The sequence below is a fragment of the Pseudomonas sp. GW823-FHT02C05 genome, assembly GCF_058797595.1.
Genome location: NZ_JBXAJU010000003.1, coordinates 89122 through 106776 on the forward strand (window position 1 = coordinate 89122; position 17655 = coordinate 106776).

20 protein-coding genes are annotated in these 17655 nt (G+C 64.3%); 8 read left to right on the top strand and 12 right to left on the bottom strand.

Translation table 11 applies throughout. From position 1 onward, the window contains the following. Positions 1-79 precede the first annotated feature (79 nt). The 6 genes from hemA to AC1RGE_RS16685 all read left to right on the top strand — a co-directional run bounded on the left by hemA (position 80) and on the right by AC1RGE_RS16685 (position 5435). Positions 80-1354 (top strand): glutamyl-tRNA reductase, encoded by a 1275-nt coding sequence (gene hemA, locus AC1RGE_RS16660; protein WP_011063407.1) that lies wholly within the window; start codon positions 80-82, stop codon positions 1352-1354. Continuing rightward, on the top strand, positions 1354-2436 hold the full coding sequence (gene prfA, locus AC1RGE_RS16665; protein ID WP_011063406.1) for a peptide chain release factor 1: 1083 nt from the start codon (positions 1354-1356) through the stop codon (positions 2434-2436). The genes hemA and prfA overlap by 1 nt, the downstream gene beginning before the upstream one ends. Next, positions 2437-3267, top strand: a complete 831-nt coding sequence (gene prmC / locus AC1RGE_RS16670) for a peptide chain release factor N(5)-glutamine methyltransferase (RefSeq protein WP_011063405.1) — start codon at positions 2437-2439, stop codon at positions 3265-3267. Continuing rightward, complete coding sequence (locus AC1RGE_RS16675; RefSeq protein ID WP_011063404.1) at positions 3261-4016, top strand: molybdopterin-synthase adenylyltransferase MoeB; 756 nt, start codon at positions 3261-3263, stop codon at positions 4014-4016. The genes prmC and AC1RGE_RS16675 overlap by 7 nt, the downstream gene beginning before the upstream one ends. Further along, on the top strand, positions 4009-4800 hold the full coding sequence (murI, locus tag AC1RGE_RS16680) for a glutamate racemase (protein WP_019095039.1): 792 nt from the start codon (positions 4009-4011) through the stop codon (positions 4798-4800). Before AC1RGE_RS16675 ends, murI begins: the two co-directional genes overlap by 8 nt. 116 nt (positions 4801-4916) lie before the next feature. Next, on the top strand, positions 4917-5435 hold the full coding sequence (locus tag AC1RGE_RS16685) for an acyloxyacyl hydrolase (RefSeq protein WP_015636972.1): 519 nt from the start codon (positions 4917-4919) through the stop codon (positions 5433-5435). A gap of 8 nt (positions 5436-5443) precedes the next feature. Here AC1RGE_RS16685 and AC1RGE_RS16690 read toward each other — a convergent pair whose 3' ends face one another. The 12 genes from AC1RGE_RS16690 to AC1RGE_RS16745 all read right to left on the bottom strand — a co-directional run bounded on the left by AC1RGE_RS16690 (position 5444) and on the right by AC1RGE_RS16745 (position 15481). Continuing rightward, positions 5444-5752, bottom strand: a complete 309-nt coding sequence (locus AC1RGE_RS16690) for a YkgJ family cysteine cluster protein (protein WP_011063401.1) — start codon at positions 5750-5752, stop codon at positions 5444-5446. 54 nt (positions 5753-5806) lie between these two features. After that, entirely contained in the window at positions 5807-6322 is a 516-nt protein-coding gene (locus tag AC1RGE_RS16695) for a DUF2878 domain-containing protein (RefSeq protein ID WP_077934756.1), read from the bottom strand. Further along, entirely contained in the window at positions 6315-7586 is a 1272-nt protein-coding gene (locus tag AC1RGE_RS16700) for a class I SAM-dependent methyltransferase (RefSeq protein ID WP_492584650.1), read from the bottom strand. The genes AC1RGE_RS16695 and AC1RGE_RS16700 overlap by 8 nt, the downstream gene beginning before the upstream one ends. Further along, on the bottom strand, positions 7573-8388 hold the full coding sequence (locus AC1RGE_RS16705; protein ID WP_011063398.1) for a DUF1365 domain-containing protein: 816 nt from the start codon (positions 8386-8388) through the stop codon (positions 7573-7575). The genes AC1RGE_RS16700 and AC1RGE_RS16705 overlap by 14 nt, the downstream gene beginning before the upstream one ends. Beyond that, positions 8385-9632: an NAD(P)/FAD-dependent oxidoreductase gene (locus AC1RGE_RS16710; RefSeq protein WP_492584652.1), complete on the bottom strand. Its 1248-nt coding sequence runs from the start codon at positions 9630-9632 to the stop codon at positions 8385-8387. The genes AC1RGE_RS16705 and AC1RGE_RS16710 overlap by 4 nt, the downstream gene beginning before the upstream one ends. Beyond that, positions 9629-10399, bottom strand: a complete 771-nt coding sequence (locus AC1RGE_RS16715) for an SDR family NAD(P)-dependent oxidoreductase (protein ID WP_065365196.1) — start codon at positions 10397-10399, stop codon at positions 9629-9631. Before AC1RGE_RS16715 ends, AC1RGE_RS16710 begins: the two co-directional genes overlap by 4 nt. Further along, on the bottom strand, positions 10396-10821 hold the full coding sequence (locus AC1RGE_RS16720) for a nuclear transport factor 2 family protein (protein ID WP_011063395.1): 426 nt from the start codon (positions 10819-10821) through the stop codon (positions 10396-10398). Before AC1RGE_RS16720 ends, AC1RGE_RS16715 begins: the two co-directional genes overlap by 4 nt. Further along, positions 10814-12259 carry a deoxyribodipyrimidine photo-lyase gene (gene phrB, locus AC1RGE_RS16725; RefSeq protein ID WP_492584654.1) on the bottom strand — a complete coding sequence of 482 codons (1446 nt, stop codon included), beginning with the start codon at positions 12257-12259 and terminating at the stop codon, positions 10814-10816. The genes AC1RGE_RS16720 and phrB overlap by 8 nt, the downstream gene beginning before the upstream one ends. A gap of 13 nt (positions 12260-12272) precedes the next feature. Next, positions 12273-13208, bottom strand: coding sequence for a MerR family transcriptional regulator (locus AC1RGE_RS16730; protein WP_072442506.1), 936 nt, complete (start codon positions 13206-13208; stop codon positions 12273-12275). A gap of 3 nt (positions 13209-13211) precedes the next feature. Next, positions 13212-14162, bottom strand: a complete 951-nt coding sequence (locus tag AC1RGE_RS16735; protein ID WP_492584655.1) for a YbgA family protein — start codon at positions 14160-14162, stop codon at positions 13212-13214. Positions 14163-14282: 120 nt separating this feature from the next. After that, on the bottom strand, positions 14283-14498 hold the full coding sequence (locus AC1RGE_RS16740; protein WP_011063391.1) for a TIGR02450 family Trp-rich protein: 216 nt from the start codon (positions 14496-14498) through the stop codon (positions 14283-14285). Beyond that, positions 14495-15481 (bottom strand): NAD(P)/FAD-dependent oxidoreductase, encoded by a 987-nt coding sequence (locus AC1RGE_RS16745; protein ID WP_011063390.1) that lies wholly within the window; start codon positions 15479-15481, stop codon positions 14495-14497. The genes AC1RGE_RS16740 and AC1RGE_RS16745 overlap by 4 nt, the downstream gene beginning before the upstream one ends. A 194-nt stretch (positions 15482-15675) precedes the next feature. Between AC1RGE_RS16745 and AC1RGE_RS16750 the strand changes: the two genes are divergently transcribed. Together AC1RGE_RS16750 and hemH are read left to right on the top strand one after the other, a co-directional pair. Then, on the top strand, positions 15676-16584 hold the full coding sequence (locus AC1RGE_RS16750; RefSeq protein ID WP_011063389.1) for a TIGR01777 family oxidoreductase: 909 nt from the start codon (positions 15676-15678) through the stop codon (positions 16582-16584). A gap of 8 nt (positions 16585-16592) precedes the next feature. Then, complete coding sequence (gene hemH / locus AC1RGE_RS16755; RefSeq protein ID WP_065365201.1) at positions 16593-17615, top strand: ferrochelatase; 1023 nt, start codon at positions 16593-16595, stop codon at positions 17613-17615. The last annotated feature ends 40 nt before the right edge of the window (positions 17616-17655 follow it).

Consider the following 17655-nt stretch of genomic DNA (forward strand, 5'->3'; position numbering starts at 1 on the left):
GACAATAGTCGGCGGTAGTTGTTCTGAGTCGGGCGAAGTAGGACAATTGCCGGCTTCTCGACATCATCAGCGACCTTGAATGGCCTTCCTTGCACTCGGTATTAACCACAAGACTGCTTCTGTAGACGTCCGCGAGCGCGTGGCCTTTACCCCTGAGCAGTTGGTTGAGGCCTTGCAGCAGCTCTGCCGACTCACCGACAGCCGCGAAGCTGCGATCCTCTCCACCTGCAATCGCAGTGAGCTCTATATAGAACAGGATCATCTTTCTGCGGATGTGGTGCTGCGCTGGCTGGCGGAATATCACCATTTGAGCCTAGACGAGCTGCGCGCCAGTGCCTACGTGCATGAGGACGATGCGGCAGTTCGTCACATGATGCGGGTGGCGTCGGGGCTGGATTCGCTGGTGCTGGGCGAGCCACAGATTCTCGGGCAGATGAAGTCCGCCTACGCCGTGGCCCGCGAGGCCGGCACCGTCGGGCCGCTGCTGGGCCGGCTGTTCCAGGCCACATTCAGCGCCGCCAAGCAGGTGCGCACCGACACCGCCATCGGTGAGAACCCGGTGTCCGTGGCTTTCGCCGCGGTGAGCCTGGCGAAACAGATTTTCAGCGACCTGCAACGCAGCCAGGCACTGCTGATCGGCGCCGGGGAGACCATCACCCTGGTGGCCCGGCACCTGCACGACCTGGGAGTCAAGCGTATCGTGGTGGCCAACCGTACCCTGGAGCGCGCCAGCCTCCTGGCGGAGCAATTCGGTGCCCACGCCGTGCTGCTCTCGGATATTCCCCAGGAACTGGTGCACAGCGACATCGTCATCAGTTCCACCGCCAGCCAGTTGCCGATCCTCGGCAAGGGCGCAGTGGAAAGTGCCTTGAAGCTGCGCAAGCACAAGCCGATTTTCATGGTGGACATCGCCGTTCCCCGGGATATCGAGCCAGAAGTCGGCGAGTTGGACGACGTTTACCTCTATACCGTCGACGACTTGCACGAAGTGGTGGCAGAAAACCTCAAGAGCCGCCAGGGCGCGGCCCAGGCCGCCGAGGAACTGGTGAACATCGGCGCCGAGGATTTCATGGTGCGCCTGCGGGAACTGGCGGCGGTGGATGTGCTCAAGGCCTATCGTCAGCAGAGCGAACGCCTGCGCGATGAAGAACTGCAGAAAGCCCTGCGCATGCTGGCCAACGGCAGCGGCGCCGAGGACGTGCTGGCCCAGTTGGCCCGCGGCCTGACCAATAAACTGTTGCACGCGCCGAGCGTGCAGTTGAAAAAGCTCTCCGCCGAAGGCCGCCTCGATGCGCTGGCCATGGCCCAAGAACTCTTTGCCCTCGGTGAGGGCTCATCGGATAAAACCCCGTAATGAAAGCGTCACTGCTCAGTAAGCTGGACATTCTCCAGGATCGTTTCGAGGAACTGACCGCCTTGCTCGGCGATGCTGAGGTCATTTCCGATCAGGCCAAGTTCCGCGCCTACTCCAAGGAATACGCGGAAGTCGAGCCGATCGTGGCTACTTATAAACAGGTGCTCAAGGTCCAGGCGGACCTTGAAGGCGCCCAGGCGCTGCTCAAGGACAACGACCCGGACCTGCGGGAAATGGCCGCCGAGGAAGTGCGCGAGGCCAAGGAACAACTGGCCGAACTGGAAAGCAGCCTGCAGCGCATGCTGCTGCCCAAGGACCCCAACGACGGGCGCAACGTGTTCCTGGAAATCCGTGCCGGCACCGGCGGCGACGAGGCGGCGATCTTCTCCGGCGACCTGTTCCGCATGTATTCCCGTTACGCCGAGCGGCGCGGCTGGCGGCTGGAGATCCTCTCGGAAAACGAGGGTGAGCACGGCGGCTACAAGGAAGTCATTGCCCGGGTCGAAGGCGAGAGCGTCTACGGCAAGCTGAAGTTCGAATCCGGCGCGCACCGCGTGCAGCGAGTGCCGGCCACCGAATCACAGGGCCGCATCCACACTTCGGCCTGCACCGTGGCAGTACTGCCCGAGCCGGATGAACAGGAAGCCATCGAGATCAACCCGGCGGACCTGCGCATCGACACCTATCGCTCCTCCGGCGCCGGTGGCCAGCACGTGAACAAGACCGACTCGGCGATCCGCATCACCCACATCCCTTCGGGGATCGTGGTTGAGTGCCAGGAAGAGCGTTCCCAGCACAAGAACCGGGCGCGGGCCATGTCCTGGCTCTCGGCCAAGCTCAACGACCAGCAGACCAGTGCCGCGGCCAATGCCATTGCCAGCGAGCGCAAGTTGCTGGTGGGCTCGGGGGACCGTTCCGAGCGCATCCGCACTTACAACTTCCCCCAGGGCCGGGTCACCGATCACCGCATCAACCTGACCCTGTATTCCCTGGACGAAATCCTCGCCGGGGGCGTGGAAGCCGTCATCGAGCCGTTGCTGGCTGAATATCAGGCCGATCAACTTGCGGCATTGGGTGAGTAAATGACCATCATCGCCAGCCTGCTGCGCGCAGCCCAACTGCCCGACTCGCCGACCCCGCGCCTGGATGCCGAGCTGCTCCTGGCCGCGGCCCTGGGCAAGCCCCGCAGCTTTCTCCACACCTGGCCGGAGCGCATCGTGCCCAGCGAGGCGGCCCTGGTGTTCACCGACTACCTGCAGCGACGCCGCTCCGGCGAGCCGGTGGCCTATATCCTTGGCCAGCAGGGCTTCTGGAAGCTCGACCTGGAGGTGGCGCCCCACACCCTGATCCCGCGCCCCGACACCGAACTACTGGTGGAAGCGGCGCTGGAACTGTTGCCCGCGACCCCAGCCACGGTCCTTGACCTGGGCACCGGCAGTGGTGCCATCGCCCTGGCCCTGGCCAGCGAGCGCCCGGCCTGGCAGGTCACGGCGGTGGACCGGGTACTGGAAGCCGTGGCCCTGGCCGAACGCAACCGCCAGCGCCTGCAACTGGACAACGTCAGCGTGCTCAGCAGCCACTGGTTCAGCTCCATTGAGTCCCGGCGCTTTGATCTGATCATCAGCAACCCGCCCTACATTGCCGAAGCCGACCCCCATCTGGTGGCCGGCGACGTGCGTTTCGAGCCGGAAAGCGCCCTGGTGGCGGGCAAGGATGGCCTGGACGACCTGCGCCTGATCGTCACCCAGGCTCCGCAGCACCTGGAGGCCGGTGGCTGGCTGATGCTGGAGCACGGTTACGATCAGGCCGCGGCGGTCCGCGAGTTGCTGGCTGCCCAGGGTTTCATCGAGGTCCACAGCCGGGTCGACCTCGGTGGGCACGAGCGCATAAGCCTCGGGTGCCGGCCGTGCTGACCGACCAGGAGCTGTTGCGCTATAGCCGACAGATTCTGTTGCAGCATGTCGATATCGACGGCCAGCTGCGCCTCAAGGAAAGCCGCGTGCTGATCGTCGGCCTCGGCGGTCTCGGTGCTCCCGCAGCCTTGTACCTGGCGGCGGCGGGGGTTGGTGAGCTGCACCTGGCCGACTTCGACAGCGTGGACCTGACCAACCTGCAACGGCAGATTATCCACGACAGCCACAGCGTCGGGGTCAGCAAGGTGGACTCGGCCATCAATCGTCTGTCTGCCCTCAACCCGGAGGTCCGCCTGGTGCCCCATCGCCAGGCGCTGGATGTCGATACCCTGGCCGCTGCCGTGGCGGCGGTGGACCTGGTGCTCGATTGCTCCGACAACTTCAGTACTCGCGAGGCGGTGAACGCCGCTTGCGTGGCGGCCGGCAAGCCCCTGGTCAGCGGTGCGGCGATCCGCCTGGAAGGGCAATTGTCGGTCTTCGACCCGCGGCGCCCGGAAAGCCCTTGCTACCACTGTCTATACGGGCATGGCAGCGAAGCCGAACTGACCTGCAGTGAAGCCGGGGTGCTCGGCCCGCTGGTGGGCACCGTGGGCAGCCTGCAGGCCCTGGAAGCCCTGAAACTGCTGGCCGGGTTTGGCGAGCCGCTGGTGGGCCGGTTGTTGTTGATCGATGCCCTGGGCACGCGCTTTCGCGAGTTGCGGGTCAAGCGCGATCCGGGGTGCAGCGTCTGTGGTACCCATCGTGAGTGAAGCGCCGATCGGGGTGTTCGACTCCGGCGTCGGCGGCCTCTCGGTGCTGGCGGAAATACAACAGTTGCTGCCCTACGAGTCGCTGCTGTATTTCGGCGACTGCGGGCATATTCCCTATGGCGAAAAGACCCCGGAGTTCATTCGCCAGCGTTGCAGCCTGATGGCCCGGTTCTTTCGTGAACAGGGCGCCAAGGCCCTGGTACTGGCCTGCAACACTGCTACCGTGGCCGGGGTGGCCGACCTGCGCCGCGATTATCCGGACTGGCCCATCGTTGGCATGGAGCCTGCGGTCAAGCCGGCGGCGGCCGCGACCCGCAGCGGCGTGGTCGGGGTGCTGGCCACCACCGGCACCTTGCAGAGTGCCAAGTTCGCCGCCTTGCTCGACCGTTTCGCCACTGATGTGAAGGTCGTCACGCAGCCCTGCCCGGGGCTGGTGGAGATGATCGAGAATGGCGACTTGCACAGTGCCGCTCTGCGCCAACTGTTGCACGGCTACCTCGAGCCTCTGCTGGCTGCCGGCTGCGACACCATTATCCTGGGCTGCACCCATTATCCATTTCTCAAGCCGCTGCTGGCGCAGATGCTGCCCGGGCCCATCAGCCTGATCGATACCGGCGCCGCGGTTGCCCGGCAATTGCAGCGGCTGCTCGACGAAGGCGATCTGCGCGCCCAGGGGCCAGCCCGGGAAACCTGTTTCTGGACCAGTGGCGATGTCCCGCACTTTGCCCGGGTGCTGCCTCTGTTGTGGAAAGAGTCTGCTGAAGTCCTGCCTTTGCAGTTGTGAAAAAATCGTGAAAAATCCCTTCACTGGCGCTGAACTTCTGAATGCGCGCTGGCTTCTATAGCCTATCCACAGGGTTGTACAACACCATATAAAACCGTTCGAAAAGGATGTTCCTGATGAAGCGACTGTTGTGTTTGGCTGCACTTGCGGCCGGGTTGTTGGGGCACAGTTTTTCCGCGCAGGCGGCCGGAGTCGAGTTCTCCGTGGGGCAAACCGGCGATTCGACCCAGGCCTATCGGCTGGGTATGCAATGGGATTGGGACAAGAGCTGGCTGCAAAGTGACGTCGGCCGTCTCACGGGTTACTGGAGCGGCGCCTACACCTATTGGGATGGCGACAAGACCTCCAGCAACCACAGCCTGTCGTTCTCCCCGGTGCTGGTCTACGAATTCGCCGGGGCCAGCGTCAAGCCCTACATCGAGGCCGGCATCGGGGTAGCGGCCTTTGCCCATACCCAGGTCGAGGACAACAAGCTGGGGTCATCCTTCCAGTTCGAAGACCGCATCGGTTTCGGCCTGCGCTTCGCCGGTGGCCATGAAGTCGGTATCCGCGCCACGCACTACTCCAACGCCGGCATCAAGACCCCCAACGACGGTATCGAAAGCTACGCGCTGCATTACACGATGCCGCTCTAAGGCCGCTATCAGCGATACGCCGTGGCAATTCCCCGGCGTTCGCTCAAGCAATCGGCCTCGCCCAGCTCGAACTCGCGACAGATCAGCGGCCGCAGCTCATAGATGCTGCAACGCATGCTGTCGCGGTCCAGCGCCGCGCACCAGCCGTCATCCAGGCGGCGCATGACTTCCCCTCCCCAATCGTCGGTATCGATAAAGCGCTCGGGCACCCCGGTGTCGGTGATCAGCATGACCTCCAGCTGGCAGCAACAGGCGGCGCAGGTGGAGCAACTGACGGCGGGTTCGGCGGCGATGGAGGTAACGGGGATGGTGGTCATAGGCGCGCAGTGTAAGGCAGTGAGCCCGGGCTGTGTTAAAGCCCGGACGGATGCTCAGTCTCCGGTGACCAGTGGCGGCTCTTGCGGTGCCGGCCGCGCGAGCACGTGCAGCAGCGGCAATAGCAGCGCCCAGAGCAGCCCCAGGCCGAGCAGGGTGGGGCCGGTGCCGTAGGGAAAGGTCACTCCCGCCAGGCGCCCCCCGGCGTAGTAGGAAAGCGGCCCGCCCAATGCCCCCAGCACACACCCCAGCCACCAGGGCCGGGCGCTCCAGGCCAGGCCATGGCGCAGTGTGGTGGCCAGCAGGGCCCAGAGCAGCATCAGCCACAAGGGCACCAGCAGGCTGACTTGCTGGAACTGAAACACCCCGAGCCAACTGAGGAAGCTGTCCAGGGCGATGCCGATCAGGGCAATGCCGACGATCATCGGGCCTTCGTCGGCCCAGCGGCCGATCCAGTGCAGATGCGCCGGCAGGATCGCCACCCCCAGCAGCAGCCAGAGGCTGTCGCCGCTGAGCACGCAGATGAACCAGCCCAGCTGGAACAGCAGGGCATTGACCAGTTGCCTAGGCATCGAGGCGCCCGAGCAGCGGTTGTGGCGCGGCCGCAGGTTTGGCCAGCAGCAGTTGGGCGGTGCCGATGCTGCGTTCCAGGAAGCCGCCTTCGCAATAGCACAGGTAGAACTCCCAGAGCCGCAGGAAGTATTCGTCGTAGCCCAGTTCGCCGAGGCGGCCATGGGCGCGCCGGAAGTTCTCGTGCCACAGGCGCAGGGTACGGGCGTAGTGCAGGCCAAAGTCTTCCATGTGCAGCAGATTCATGTCGGTGTCGCGGCTGACCACTTCGAGCATCTTCTGTACGCAGGGCAGGGCGCCACCGGGAAAGATGTAGCGCTGGATGAAATCCACGCCATTTTTCGCCTGCTCATAGCGCTGGTCGCGAATGGTGATGGCCTGTAGCAGCATCAGGCCGTTGCTCTTGAGCAGGTGCGCGCATTGCTTGAAGTAGGTGGGCAGGAAGCGGTGGCCCACGGCTTCGATCATCTCGATCGACACCAGCTTGTCGTACTGGCCGCGCAGGTCGCGGTAATCCTCCAGCAGCAGGGTTACCCGGTCCTGCAGGCCGGCGGCCTCTATCCGCTGCCGGGTATAGGCGAACTGCTCCCTGGACAGGGTCGTGGTGGTCACCCGGCAGCCGTAGTGTTGCGCGGCATACAGGGCCATGCTGCCCCAGCCGGTGCCGATCTCCAGCAGGTGGTCCTCGGGCTTGAGCGCCAGCTTCTGGCAGATGCGTTGCAGCTTGTTCAGCTGGGCCTGCTCCAGGCTGTCTTCGGCGCTGCGAAACTGCGCGGCGGAGTACATCATGGTGGGGTCGAGGAACTGCTCGAACAGCTCGTTGCCCAGGTCGTAGTGGGCCGCGATGTTTTTCTGCGAGCCCTTGCGGGTATTGCGGTTGAGCCAGTGCAGGCCGCGGATCAGCGGCCGGCCCAGTTTCGCCAGGCCGCCTTCCATGGCGTCCAGCACGTCCAGGTTGCTGACGAACACGCGGATCACCGCGGTCAGGTCCGGGGTGCTCCAGTAGCCGTGGATGAATGCCTCGCCGGCGCCGATCGAACCGCTGCTGGCCATCAGGCCCCAGGCGCTGGAGTCGTGGATGTGGATTTCCCCCAGCAGGGCGGCACCACTGCTGCCGAACACCAGGCGTTCGCCCTCTTCGCAGACCACCAGTTGGCCGTGCCTGAGCTGCGCCAGTTGTCGCAGCACGCCACGGCGCAGCAGGCTGGCGGTGAGGCTGTGGGTGCTGAGCAAGGGGGTTCTGGCCGAGATGCTAGAGGATTTCATGGCGGCGATCCTTGGGTTGTACGACGGCTGTGCGATAGGCGCCAACGGCGGCCCGATGGGGAAAAAAGCGCATGCCCTTGGCGGCCAGGCGCAGGGCCTGCCAGTAGATCGCCAGGCAGGTCTTGGCGGTCATCCATGGAAAATGTCGCAGGTACTGGTGCAGGCTGCGTCGATCCAGAGGCTGGCGTTGCAGGTTGAGGGTGGCGTCGAACACCTTGAGCTCGCCCTGCCAGTCGGCCATGTGCACGCCCAGCCGCTCGGCCGGCGGGCTGAAGCTCATGCGGTACTCCAGATCCCGGGGCAGGAATGGCGATACGTGGAAGGCCTTGGCCACGGCGAAGTGCTGGTGCTCGGGCGTTGTGGCAGTGCCCGGGCGGGCCGGTAGCACATAGTGATAGCGCTCGCGCCAGGGGGTGTTGGTGACTTCGCAGAGAATCGCCGCCAATTGCCCGTTGGCCTCGAAGCAATAGAAGAAGCTCACCGGATTGAACGCCAGCCCCCAGCTGCGCACCTGGGTCAGCAGGCGTATTGCGCCGCTGGGAGCGTGGCCGATGGCCGCGGCCACCTGCTGGCGTACCGCGTCGATCAGGCGCATGCCCTGGCCGGTGAAGGTCGGCAGGTAGTCGCTTTCACGGAAGGCGAAGGGTGCGAAACGGCTGCGGCCTGCCAGGGGCGAGAGCCCCAGCACCGCTTCCTGCTCGTCCAGGTCCAGGTACAGCAGGCCGATCCGGTAGCGGAAGGCATGGTCCTTGGGGGCGAAGCGCCGGTGGCTGATCCAGCCGTTGTACAGGGCGCTGTTCACAGTTGCTCTCCAAAGGCCTGGGCCACGCGCAAGGCGCTGACCACGCCGTCTTCATGGAAGCCGTTGGCCCAGTAGGCTCCGCAATAGAAGCTGTGGTGCGCGCCCTGCAGTTCGCCCCAGCGCGCTTGTGCGGCCAGCGCGCCGAGACTGTATTGCGGGTGGGCGTAGGTGTAGCGGGCAAGAATCTTCGAAGGGTCGATGGCGGCGCTCTGGTTGAGGCTGACGCAGAAGGTACTGCTGCTTTGCAGGCCCTGGAGAATGTTCATGTCGTAGGTCACGGCTGCGGCCTTTTCGGCGCTGGCGTCGAGGCGGTAGTTCCAGCTGGCCCAGGCCAGGCGCCGGCGTGGCAGCAGGCGGGTATCGGTGTGCAGCACCACGTCGTTGTCGGCGTAGGGCAGGGCCTGGAGGATTTCCTGTTCAGCGAGGCTCGGGCTGGACAGCAGTTGCAGGGCCTGGTCGCTGTGGCAGGCGAACACCACCTTGTCGAAGCGCTCGCTGCCGGCGTCGCTGTGGATAAGTACGCCCTGCTCATCGCGTTCGACCCGCCGCACCGGGCAGTCGAGATGGATGTGCTGGCGAAAGCTTGCGGTCAGCGGCTCGATGTAACGGCTGGAGCCACCTTCGATCACGCACCATTGCGGGCGGTTGCTCACCGAGAGCAAGCCGTGGTTCTTGAAGAAACGCACGAAGAACTGCAAAGGGAAACCGAGCATCTGCCCCGGCGACATCGACCAGATCGCTGCGCCCATGGGCACGATGTAGTGGCGGATAAAACGCTCGCCGTAGCCCTGGCTTTGCAGGTACTGGCCCAGGGTGGTGTCGGCGGCGATGCGTTGTTGCAGCAGGTCCTGCTGGGAGGCCCGGTTGAAGCGCAGGATGTCCCGCAGCATGCCCCAGAACCCCGGTGACAGCAGGTTGCGCCGCTGGGCGAAGAGGCTGTTGAGGTTGTTGCCGTTGTACTCCAGCCCGGAGGCTGGGGCGCACACCGAAAAGCTCATCTCGGTGGCTTTGTAGCGCACCCCGAGCTGCTTCAGCAGGCGAATGAAGTTGGGGTAGGTCCAGTCGTTGAAGACGATGAAGCCGGTGTCCACGGCCTGGGTCTCGCCATTGAGGCTGACGTTTACGGTGTGGGTATGGCCGCCGATCCAGCTGCCGGCCTCGTAGACCCGGATGTCATGCCGGCGGTTGAGCACATAGGCGCAGGTCAGGCCAGCGATGCCGCTGCCGATGATGGCGATTTTCACGATGTTTCCCCGCTACGGGCCAGGCGTCTGGCAATGCCCAGTTGCAGGCGGCCGGGCAGCCAGGCCAAGAGCTTGAGGCCGAAGATGAACAGACCTGGGAAGGCGATCTCCAGGGGGCGCCTGCCCAGATGCCGGTGGATATGCCGGGCGGCCTGTTCGGCAGTCCAGCGCATGGGCATCGGGAAATCGTTGCGTGCGGTCAGTGGCGTGTCGACAAAACCCGGGCTGACCAGGGTCACGTCGATGCCTTCGGCAGCAAGATCGATACGCAGGGACTGCAGCAGATAGCGCAGCGCCGCCTTGGAGGCGCCATAGGCACCGGCCCGGGGCAGTGGCAAACAGGTCACCGAACTGGCCACGCCCACCAGGTACGGGCGATTGCCTGCGCGCAACAGCGGCAGTGCGGCCTCGATGCAGTAGCTGGCGGCCAGCAGGTTGGTGTTCAGCACCCGTTCGATCAGCGCTGCGTCGAACTGCTGTACCTCGATGTATTCGCAGGTCCCGGCATTCAGGATCACCGTGTCCAGGGCGCCCCAGGCCTGGGCGATGCGCTTGCCGATCTCGCGTACCTGCAAGGCATCGGTGAGGTCGCCGGGCACCACCAGCACTCGGCCCGGATAGCGCTTGGCCAGGGCCTCCAGGGGCTCGCGGGAACGGGCGCTGAGCGCCAGCTGGGCCCCGGCCTTGAGCAGTTCTTCGGCCAGGGCTGCGCCGATGCCGCTGCTGGCACCGGTGAGCCAGACCCTTCGTGGCATGGCAGGCTTCATCCGAGCCTCCGTTTCAGCCAGGCGATCATCGCCCCGAGTAGCGGCAAGTGTTCATAGAGCAGGGCACCGGCGTCGAAATAGTCGCGGTGGCGGTAGACCCTGGCGTCGCGCCATTGCAGGTACGAGCAGCCCGCCACCTGGATCAGGCCGCCGCCGTTGAGGCGCGGGTGGCGGTAGCTCATGGTCCAGCGCAGGTAGCCCTGGCCCTCGGCGCACAGGTCGCTGCCGTGGAATTCAAAGCGCAGCTCACGGACGTTGGCGTAGAGCTCGGCGAAGTAGCCGCGCAACTGGGCCAGCCCCTGGACCTCGTGCAGAGGATCGGTGAACTGGATGTCATCGCTGTAGAGCTGCTCCAGTCGGTCGAGATTGTGCCGGTCGAGGGCGGCGAACTCCCGGGCGAAGTTGTCGAGAAAGTCACTCATGGCTCACCCCTGCATCCATTCGCGCGGGCAGTGCCTTGAACGCCGCCAGGGCCCGCTCCCGGGAGCGTGAAAGATCGACGATCGGCGCCGGGTAGCCAGGCACGCCGAACAGGCCGCCCATGGCCGCCGGGTTGTGGATATCTTTTTTGTTCAGCCCCGCCAGTTGCGGCAGCCAGTGCTTGATGAAGCGCCCCTCACTGTCGAACTTCTGCGACTGGCTGATGGGGTTGAAGATGCGGAAGTAGGGCGCCGAATCGGTGCCGGTGGACGAGCTCCACTGCCAGCCGCCGTTGTTGGCCGCCAGGTCGCCGTCGATCAGGTGGCGCATGAAGAAACGCTCGCCCTCGCGCCAGTCGATCAGCAGGTTCTTGGTCAGGAACATCGCCACCACCATGCGCAGGCGGTTATGCATCCAGCCGGTCTCCAGCAGCTGGCGCATGGCGGCATCGATGATCGGCAGGCCGGTGCGGGCCTCCTGCCAGGCCGCCAGTTCCTCGGGGGCATGGCGCCATTTCACCGCCTCGGTTTCCGGGCGAAAGGCCCGGTGCCGGGACACCCGTGGGTAGCCCACCAGGATGTGTTTGTAGAACTCGCGCCAGAGCAGCTCGTTGATCCAGGTGACGGCCCCGGGGCTGCTGCTTTCAAACTCGCCCTGGTTGCCGCGCAAGGCGGCGTGCAGGCACTGGCGGGGCGAGATCACGCCGGCGGCGAGGTAGGGCGAAAGCTGGCTGGTGCCGGGTTTGGCCGGGAAGTCGCGTTCGCTCTGGTAGTAGTGGATCTGTTCATCGCTGAACTGCTCCAGGCGCCTTTGTGCCTCGTCATCGCCGGCGGGCCACAGCTCGCGCAGGGCTTGGGTGGGGCTGGGAAAGCCTTCGACCCGCTGCGGGAGCGGATCGGCGTTGATCGACAGCGGCAACTGAGCCCCGGGTGCCTTCACCAGGGCCGGCAGTGCGGTATGCAGGCGGCTGTAGCAGACCTTGCGAAACTGGCTGAAGACCTGGAAGTAGCCGCCGCTCTTGGTCAGTACGCTGCCGGGCTGGAACAGCAATTGGTCGAGATGACCCTGGACGCTGATTCCGGCGTGTTGCAGGGCCCGGGTCACGGCCGCATCGCGGCGGCTTTCGTGGATGCCGTATTCCTGGTTGAAGTGCAGCATCTGCACCTGCAATTGCCGGCACAGCTCCAGCAGGACCTGAGGCGCCTGCTCCCAGGTGGCGGCGCTGCGGATCAGCAGCGGGATATTCAGGCGGCCCAGGGCGGTGCTCAGCGACTGCAGGTTACGCAGCCAGAAATCGATCTTGCACGGTGCATCGTCATGGGCCAGCCACTGCTCCGGGCTCAGCAGATACACCGCTACGGCCGCGCCCCGCTGGGCAGCGGCGCTCAGGGCGGTGTTGTCATGTAGGCGCAGATCGCTGCGCAGCCAGATCAATTGCATGTCGGTTCCCGGATCAGAAAAGTCCTCGCTCGAGCAGTAGCTGGCAGGCCGCTATCGGGTCCTGGGCCAGGTACAGATCGGCGATTTCAGTGGTACATACGGACCACTGGGCGGGGTGGATGCACACCGCGGGTCCGACGATGAATTTTTTGCAGGCCACGCCGCTGAGCAGCCTGGGCAACTGGGCGGGGTTGAGTGCCTTGCCGGAATACAGCAGCAGGCCCCGGGCCTGCAGGCGTTCGGTGGCCAGGGCCAGTTCGCCGCCGGGCAGCGGCCAGTCGAAGACCTCCACCGGGCAGTCGGCGTTACTGGCCAGCCAGGCGGTGAGCCACAGGTGCGGCTCCAGTGGCAGGTCCGACTGATTGACCAGCAACAGCGGGGCGCCCTGCACTTGGCGGTTGTTGTGATAGATCCGGGCGCCGAGCTTGCTGCGCAGCCAGGAGTAGAAGAACACCTGTTCCATCTGGCTGCCGAACTGGCCTTGCCAGCGTTGTTGCAGTTCCGCCAGCAGCGGCATCAACAGGTGCTCGCACAGGGTCCGTGGCGGGTACAGCGCCATGGCCTGATTGAAGGTGTCGTCGACCTTGCGCTCGGCCAGCTGGCTGATGGCCCGGGCGAGGGCGGCGCGCAGGTGCAGCCAGTCATTCTCCACCTGGGGGCTGGAGCTGGTGTCGCTGTCCAGCAAGGGCTTGACCTGGCTCACCGCAACCCCTCGATTGAGCCAGGTGAGGATGGTCAGGATCTGCTGCACCTGCTCGCTGGAATACAGCCGGTGGCCCTTGGGCGTGCGCCGGGGCACGATCAGCCCGTAGCGGCGCTCCCAGGCCCGCAAGGTGACTGCGTTGACACCGGTCTGGCGCGCCACCTCGCGGATCGGCAGCCAGCCCTGTTCCTGGCAGTCGGTATCCGGGGCGGTGTCTTCGTCGACCGCTGGGGGGAAGGGTTTCATGGCTCAGATCGCGTTGCGCAGGCTGAGGTCTTCGGGGTGCGGCTGCAGGTACAGTTGCTGGGCAATGTAGGGATCGGGGTTCTGGCGCAAGTGGTGCTTGAGCAGGGTCAGGGGCACCACCAGCGGCACGATGCCCTGGCGGTACTGGTTGATGAGGCGCTGCATTTCCTGCTTGTCCTCGCTGCTGATGGCCCGCTTGAAGTAGCCACTGATGTGCTGCAGCACATTGCTGTGGGTGCCACGGGTGGCGCAGCGGCTCAGCGCTTCCATCAACTGGCTGAAGTAGCGTGGGCCGATCAGCGTCGCATCGCCCTTGCCCATGCTGCCCAGCAGATTGCCCAGGGCCTTGTACTGTTCGGGGTGATGGGCCATCAGCAGGTATTTGCAGCGCGAGTGGAAGTCGGTGAGGGCGCGGCGGGTCAGGCCTTGCTTGAGCAACGCCTGCCAGTCGCGATAGACGTAGACCCGGGTCAGGAAGTTTTCCCGCAGTACCGGGTCGTTCAGGCGTCCGGCTTCTTCCACCGGCAGATTGGGATGCTGTGCGCAGAATGCCTGGGCATAGATTCCCCGGCCGCCGTTTCGGTGGGGAATGCCGTTGGCCTGGTACACCTTGACCCGCTCCAGACCACAGGATGGTGAGTTCTGCATGAAGATATAGCCACAGATATCGTCTACCTGGGCCGCCATGCGCTCGCCATATTCCGCCAGGGGCAGGGTGACATCCAGGCTGGCATCCACGGTGCCTACGGCCCGGGGTTGCTCGGGGTCGCCGACCAGTCGAATAGGTTCGCGGGGGGTGCCCATGCCGATTGCAACTTCCGGACACATAGGCACGAAATCGAAGTAGTCACTGAGTACTCGGCTGCACAGGCGAGACTCCTTGTGCCCACCGTTGTAGCGGACCTCGACGCCCATCAGGCAGGCGCTGATGGCAATTTTCGGCTTGGCGGACATGGTGCAACCTCCGGGGCTTACCTGTACAAAAAAGTAACGCTGTACAACTTTTCTTCATCATAGAATTAAAGTTGTACAAGTCAAATTATTTGTATAGGTATTGCCTGGTAGGTTGTCGGGTTATTTCCAGCCCATTCGCCAGTCGCTGTCGTTGAGCAGGGTTTGCCAGCTCATGCGCTGGCTGCGTCGGGTGAGTACGGCTTGCAGTTCGATGTCCAGCACAGTGCCTTCTTCGTCGCAGAAAAGCTCAGTGACCAGGAAGTGTTTCTCGCGGTGTTGCGGGTGGGCTGCTGTCCATTTCGACAGCAGCAGTTTGCGCGGGTTGAGTCGATTCACTGCAGGCTCTCGTGCAAACGGCGTGCGGCTTCCTGACCACTGAGCCAAGCGCCTTCGACGCGGCCGGACAGGCACCAGTCGCCGCAAACGTACAGGCCCAGATCGGCGTCGGCCAGGGCGCCCCATTCATGGCTGGTGGCCGGGCGGGCGTAGAGCCAGCGGTGGGCCAGGCTGAAGGTGGGGGCGGGCATGACGCTGTGCAGCAGCTCGGCGAAGGCACCGTGCAGTTGTTCGGTCACGGCTTCTTTCGAGAGGTCGATGTGCTGCCGGCTCCAGGCGCTGGTGGCATGCAGGACCCAGGTGTCGAGGTGGCTGTCGCGCCCGGGCTTGCTGCGGTTGCGGGCCAGCCAGTCCAGCGGGCTGTCCTGCACGAAGCAGCCTTCCATGGGGGTTTCCAGAGGGGTATCGAAGGCCAGGGCGACGGCCCAGGTCGGGTCCATTTTCACCCCGGCGGCGACACCTGCAAGCTTCGGCGCGGCGGCCAGCAGGGCAGTGGCCTGTGGTGCCGGCGTGGCGATCACGACGTGGCTGAAAGGGCCGTGGGTGAAACCTTCGGCGTCCTGCAGATGCCAATGCTGTTCGCCGCGGAAGACTTCGGTGATGCGGCAGGCGAAGTGGGCCTCGAGGTCGCCGATCAGCGCGCGGGTGATGGCGCTCATGCGGGGAGTGCCGACCCAGCGGGTCTGTTCATCCGGCGAGGGGCTGAGCTGGCCGCCGTGAGAGTTGTAGAGTTGTGGCGTCCATTCGGCGACCCAGCCCTTGGCTTGCCAGCGCTGGACTTCGGTGACGAAACGACGGTCACGGGCGGTAAAGTACTGGGCTCCCAGGTCCAGGCTGCCGGCATCGCTGCGTTTGCTCGACATGCGCCCGCCGCTGCCGCGGCTTTTATCGAAAAGGTGGACGGTATGCCCGGCATCTCGTAGCGCCTGGGCGGCGGAGAGTCCGGCGATGCCGGTACCAATGATTGCGATGGGTACTGTCATAGGGGCCTCGTTTACCTTTCTGTACAGATTACGCCGCCGCCAAAACCTGTACAATATTGTTTTTTGGTATAGCTTTCGGCGTCATCGGTTGTTCAGGTTGTCTATCGTTAAAACACAGCCTGTCCGATTGAAAAGATCCCTGCTTATAAAAATAGACTAGTGATTCGGGTAAAACGCCACGCGAGGAAGATGTCATGCATATATTGCTGACCGGCGGTACTGGTTTGATCGGGCGTGCCCTGTGTCGTCACTGGCAGGCCCAGGGTCACCAGTTGAGTGTATGGACTCGCCAACCCGATAAGGTTGCCGCCCTGTGCGGTCCCCAGGTGCGGGCTGTCAAGACGCTGCAAGAGCTGGACCAGATCCCGGTGGACGCGGTGATCAACCTGGCCGGGGCGCCGATCGCCGATCGGCCCTGGAGCCACAAGCGCAAGGCGCTGCTTTGGCACAGCCGCATCGCCCTGACCGAAACCCTGCTGGCCTGGCTCGAAAGCCGCGAACACAAACCCGGTGTGCTGGTGTCGGGCTCGGCGGTGGGCTGGTACGGCGACGGTGGCGAACGGGAACTGAGCGAGGATTCGCCCCCGGTCAACGAGGACTTTGCCAGCCAGTTGTGCATTGCCTGGGAAGAAACTGCCCAGCGCGCCGAAGCCATGGGCGTGCGTGTGGTGCTGGTGCGCACCGGTTTGGTGCTGTCGCCCGAGGGCGGCTTTTTGTCGCGCCTGCTGCTGCCCTTCAAGCTGGGGCTGGGCGGGCCGATCGGCAACGGCCGGCAATGGATGCCGTGGATTCATATCGACGATCAAATCGCCCTGATTGATTTTCTTGTGCATCAGCCTGGGGCGCAGGGTCCTTATAATGCCTGCGCGCCAAAACCGGTGCGCAACCGCGAGTTCGCCAAGACCTTGGGGCGGGTTCTGCACCGGCCTGCACTGATACCGCTGCCGGCGTTTTTCCTGCGCCTGGCCTTGGGTGAATTGTCGTTGCTGTTGCTGGGAGGCCAGCGTGCCGTTCCCGCGCGGTTGCTGGAAGCGGGTTTCACTTTCCAGTTCACTGATTTGCCTGCGGCCCTGGACGCCTGTGTCCAGCCGCCTCTGAAATAGGACGTTGCATGACCGATCACGCGTTGCTCCTGGTCAACCTGGGTTCGCCGGCTTCCACTTCGGTGGCGGACGTGCGCAGCTACCTCAACCAATTCCTCATGGACCCTTATGTGATCGACCTGCCCTGGCCGGTCCGACGTTTGCTGGTGTCGCTGATCCTGATCAAGCGGCCAGAGCAATCGGCCCACGCCTACGCGTCGATCTGGTGGGAAGAGGGTTCGCCGCTGGTGGTGCTCAGCCGGCGTCTGCAGAAGGTAATGAGCGAGCAGTGGAAGCAGGGCCCGGTAGAGTTGGCCATGCGCTACGGCGAGCCTTCGATCGAGTCCGTGCTGCTCAAGCTGGTGGCCCAAGGGCAACGCAAGATCACCCTGGCCCCGCTGTATCCACAGTTTGCCGACAGCACGGTCACCACCGTGGTCGAGGAGGCCAGGCGTGTGGTACGCGAGCATAAGCTGGACGTGCAATTCAGCGTGCTGCAACCCTTCTACGATCAACCCGAGTACATCGAGGCGTTGGTGGCCAGCACCCGGCCGCACCTGCAACAGCCTTTCGATCATCTGCTGCTGAGTTTCCACGGCTTGCCCGAGCGGCACTTGAACAAGCTCAACCCGGGACACTCCCTCGATGGTGCCGGGGACTGCTGCGCAGAGTCATCGCCCCAGGTGCTTGCCAACTGTTATCGCGGCCAGTGTTTCCGTACCGCCAGGGCCTTTGCCCAGCAGATGGGCCTGGCCGACGGGCAATGGTCGGTTTCCTTCCAGTCACGGTTGGGGCGAGCGAAATGGATCGAGCCCTACACCGAGGCACGCCTTGATGAACTGGGTAAACAAGGAGTGAAGAAGCTGCTGGTGATGTGCCCGGCATTTGTCGCCGACTGCATCGAAACCCTGGAGGAGATCGGTGATCGCGGTCGCGAGCAGTTTCGCGAGGCGGGAGGGGAGGACCTGGTGTTGATCCCTTGCCTGAATGACGACCCACAATGGGCCAAGGCCTTGAACGCCTTGTGCGAGCGAGCGCCGCTGGCGTTGTAAATAGCTTCGCCGGCAAGCCGGCTCCTGCGGGGGAGACAGC

Coding starts and splice junctions, on each gene's coding strand:
- hemA (WP_011063407.1), top strand. CDS start 80: ATGGCCTTCCTTGCACTCGGTATTAACCACAAGACTGCTTCTGTAGAC.
- prfA (WP_011063406.1), top strand. CDS start 1,354: ATGAAAGCGTCACTGCTCAGTAAGCTGGACATTCTCCAGGATCGTTTC.
- prmC (WP_011063405.1), top strand. CDS start 2,437: ATGACCATCATCGCCAGCCTGCTGCGCGCAGCCCAACTGCCCGACTCG.
- AC1RGE_RS16685 (WP_015636972.1), top strand. CDS start 4,917: ATGAAGCGACTGTTGTGTTTGGCTGCACTTGCGGCCGGGTTGTTGGGG.
- AC1RGE_RS16690 (WP_011063401.1), bottom strand. CDS start 5,752: ATGACCACCATCCCCGTTACCTCCATCGCCGCCGAACCCGCCGTCAGT.
- AC1RGE_RS16695 (WP_077934756.1), bottom strand. CDS start 6,322: ATGCCTAGGCAACTGGTCAATGCCCTGCTGTTCCAGCTGGGCTGGTTC.
- AC1RGE_RS16700 (WP_492584650.1), bottom strand. CDS start 7,586: ATGAAATCCTCTAGCATCTCGGCCAGAACCCCCTTGCTCAGCACCCAC.
- AC1RGE_RS16715 (WP_065365196.1), bottom strand. CDS start 10,399: ATGAAGCCTGCCATGCCACGAAGGGTCTGGCTCACCGGTGCCAGCAGC.
- AC1RGE_RS16720 (WP_011063395.1), bottom strand. CDS start 10,821: ATGAGTGACTTTCTCGACAACTTCGCCCGGGAGTTCGCCGCCCTCGAC.
- phrB (WP_492584654.1), bottom strand. CDS start 12,259: ATGCAATTGATCTGGCTGCGCAGCGATCTGCGCCTACATGACAACACC.
- AC1RGE_RS16730 (WP_072442506.1), bottom strand. CDS start 13,208: ATGAAACCCTTCCCCCCAGCGGTCGACGAAGACACCGCCCCGGATACC.
- AC1RGE_RS16735 (WP_492584655.1), bottom strand. CDS start 14,162: ATGTCCGCCAAGCCGAAAATTGCCATCAGCGCCTGCCTGATGGGCGTC.
- AC1RGE_RS16745 (WP_011063390.1), bottom strand. CDS start 15,481: ATGACAGTACCCATCGCAATCATTGGTACCGGCATCGCCGGACTCTCC.
- AC1RGE_RS16750 (WP_011063389.1), top strand. CDS start 15,676: ATGCATATATTGCTGACCGGCGGTACTGGTTTGATCGGGCGTGCCCTG.
- hemH (WP_065365201.1), top strand. CDS start 16,593: ATGACCGATCACGCGTTGCTCCTGGTCAACCTGGGTTCGCCGGCTTCC.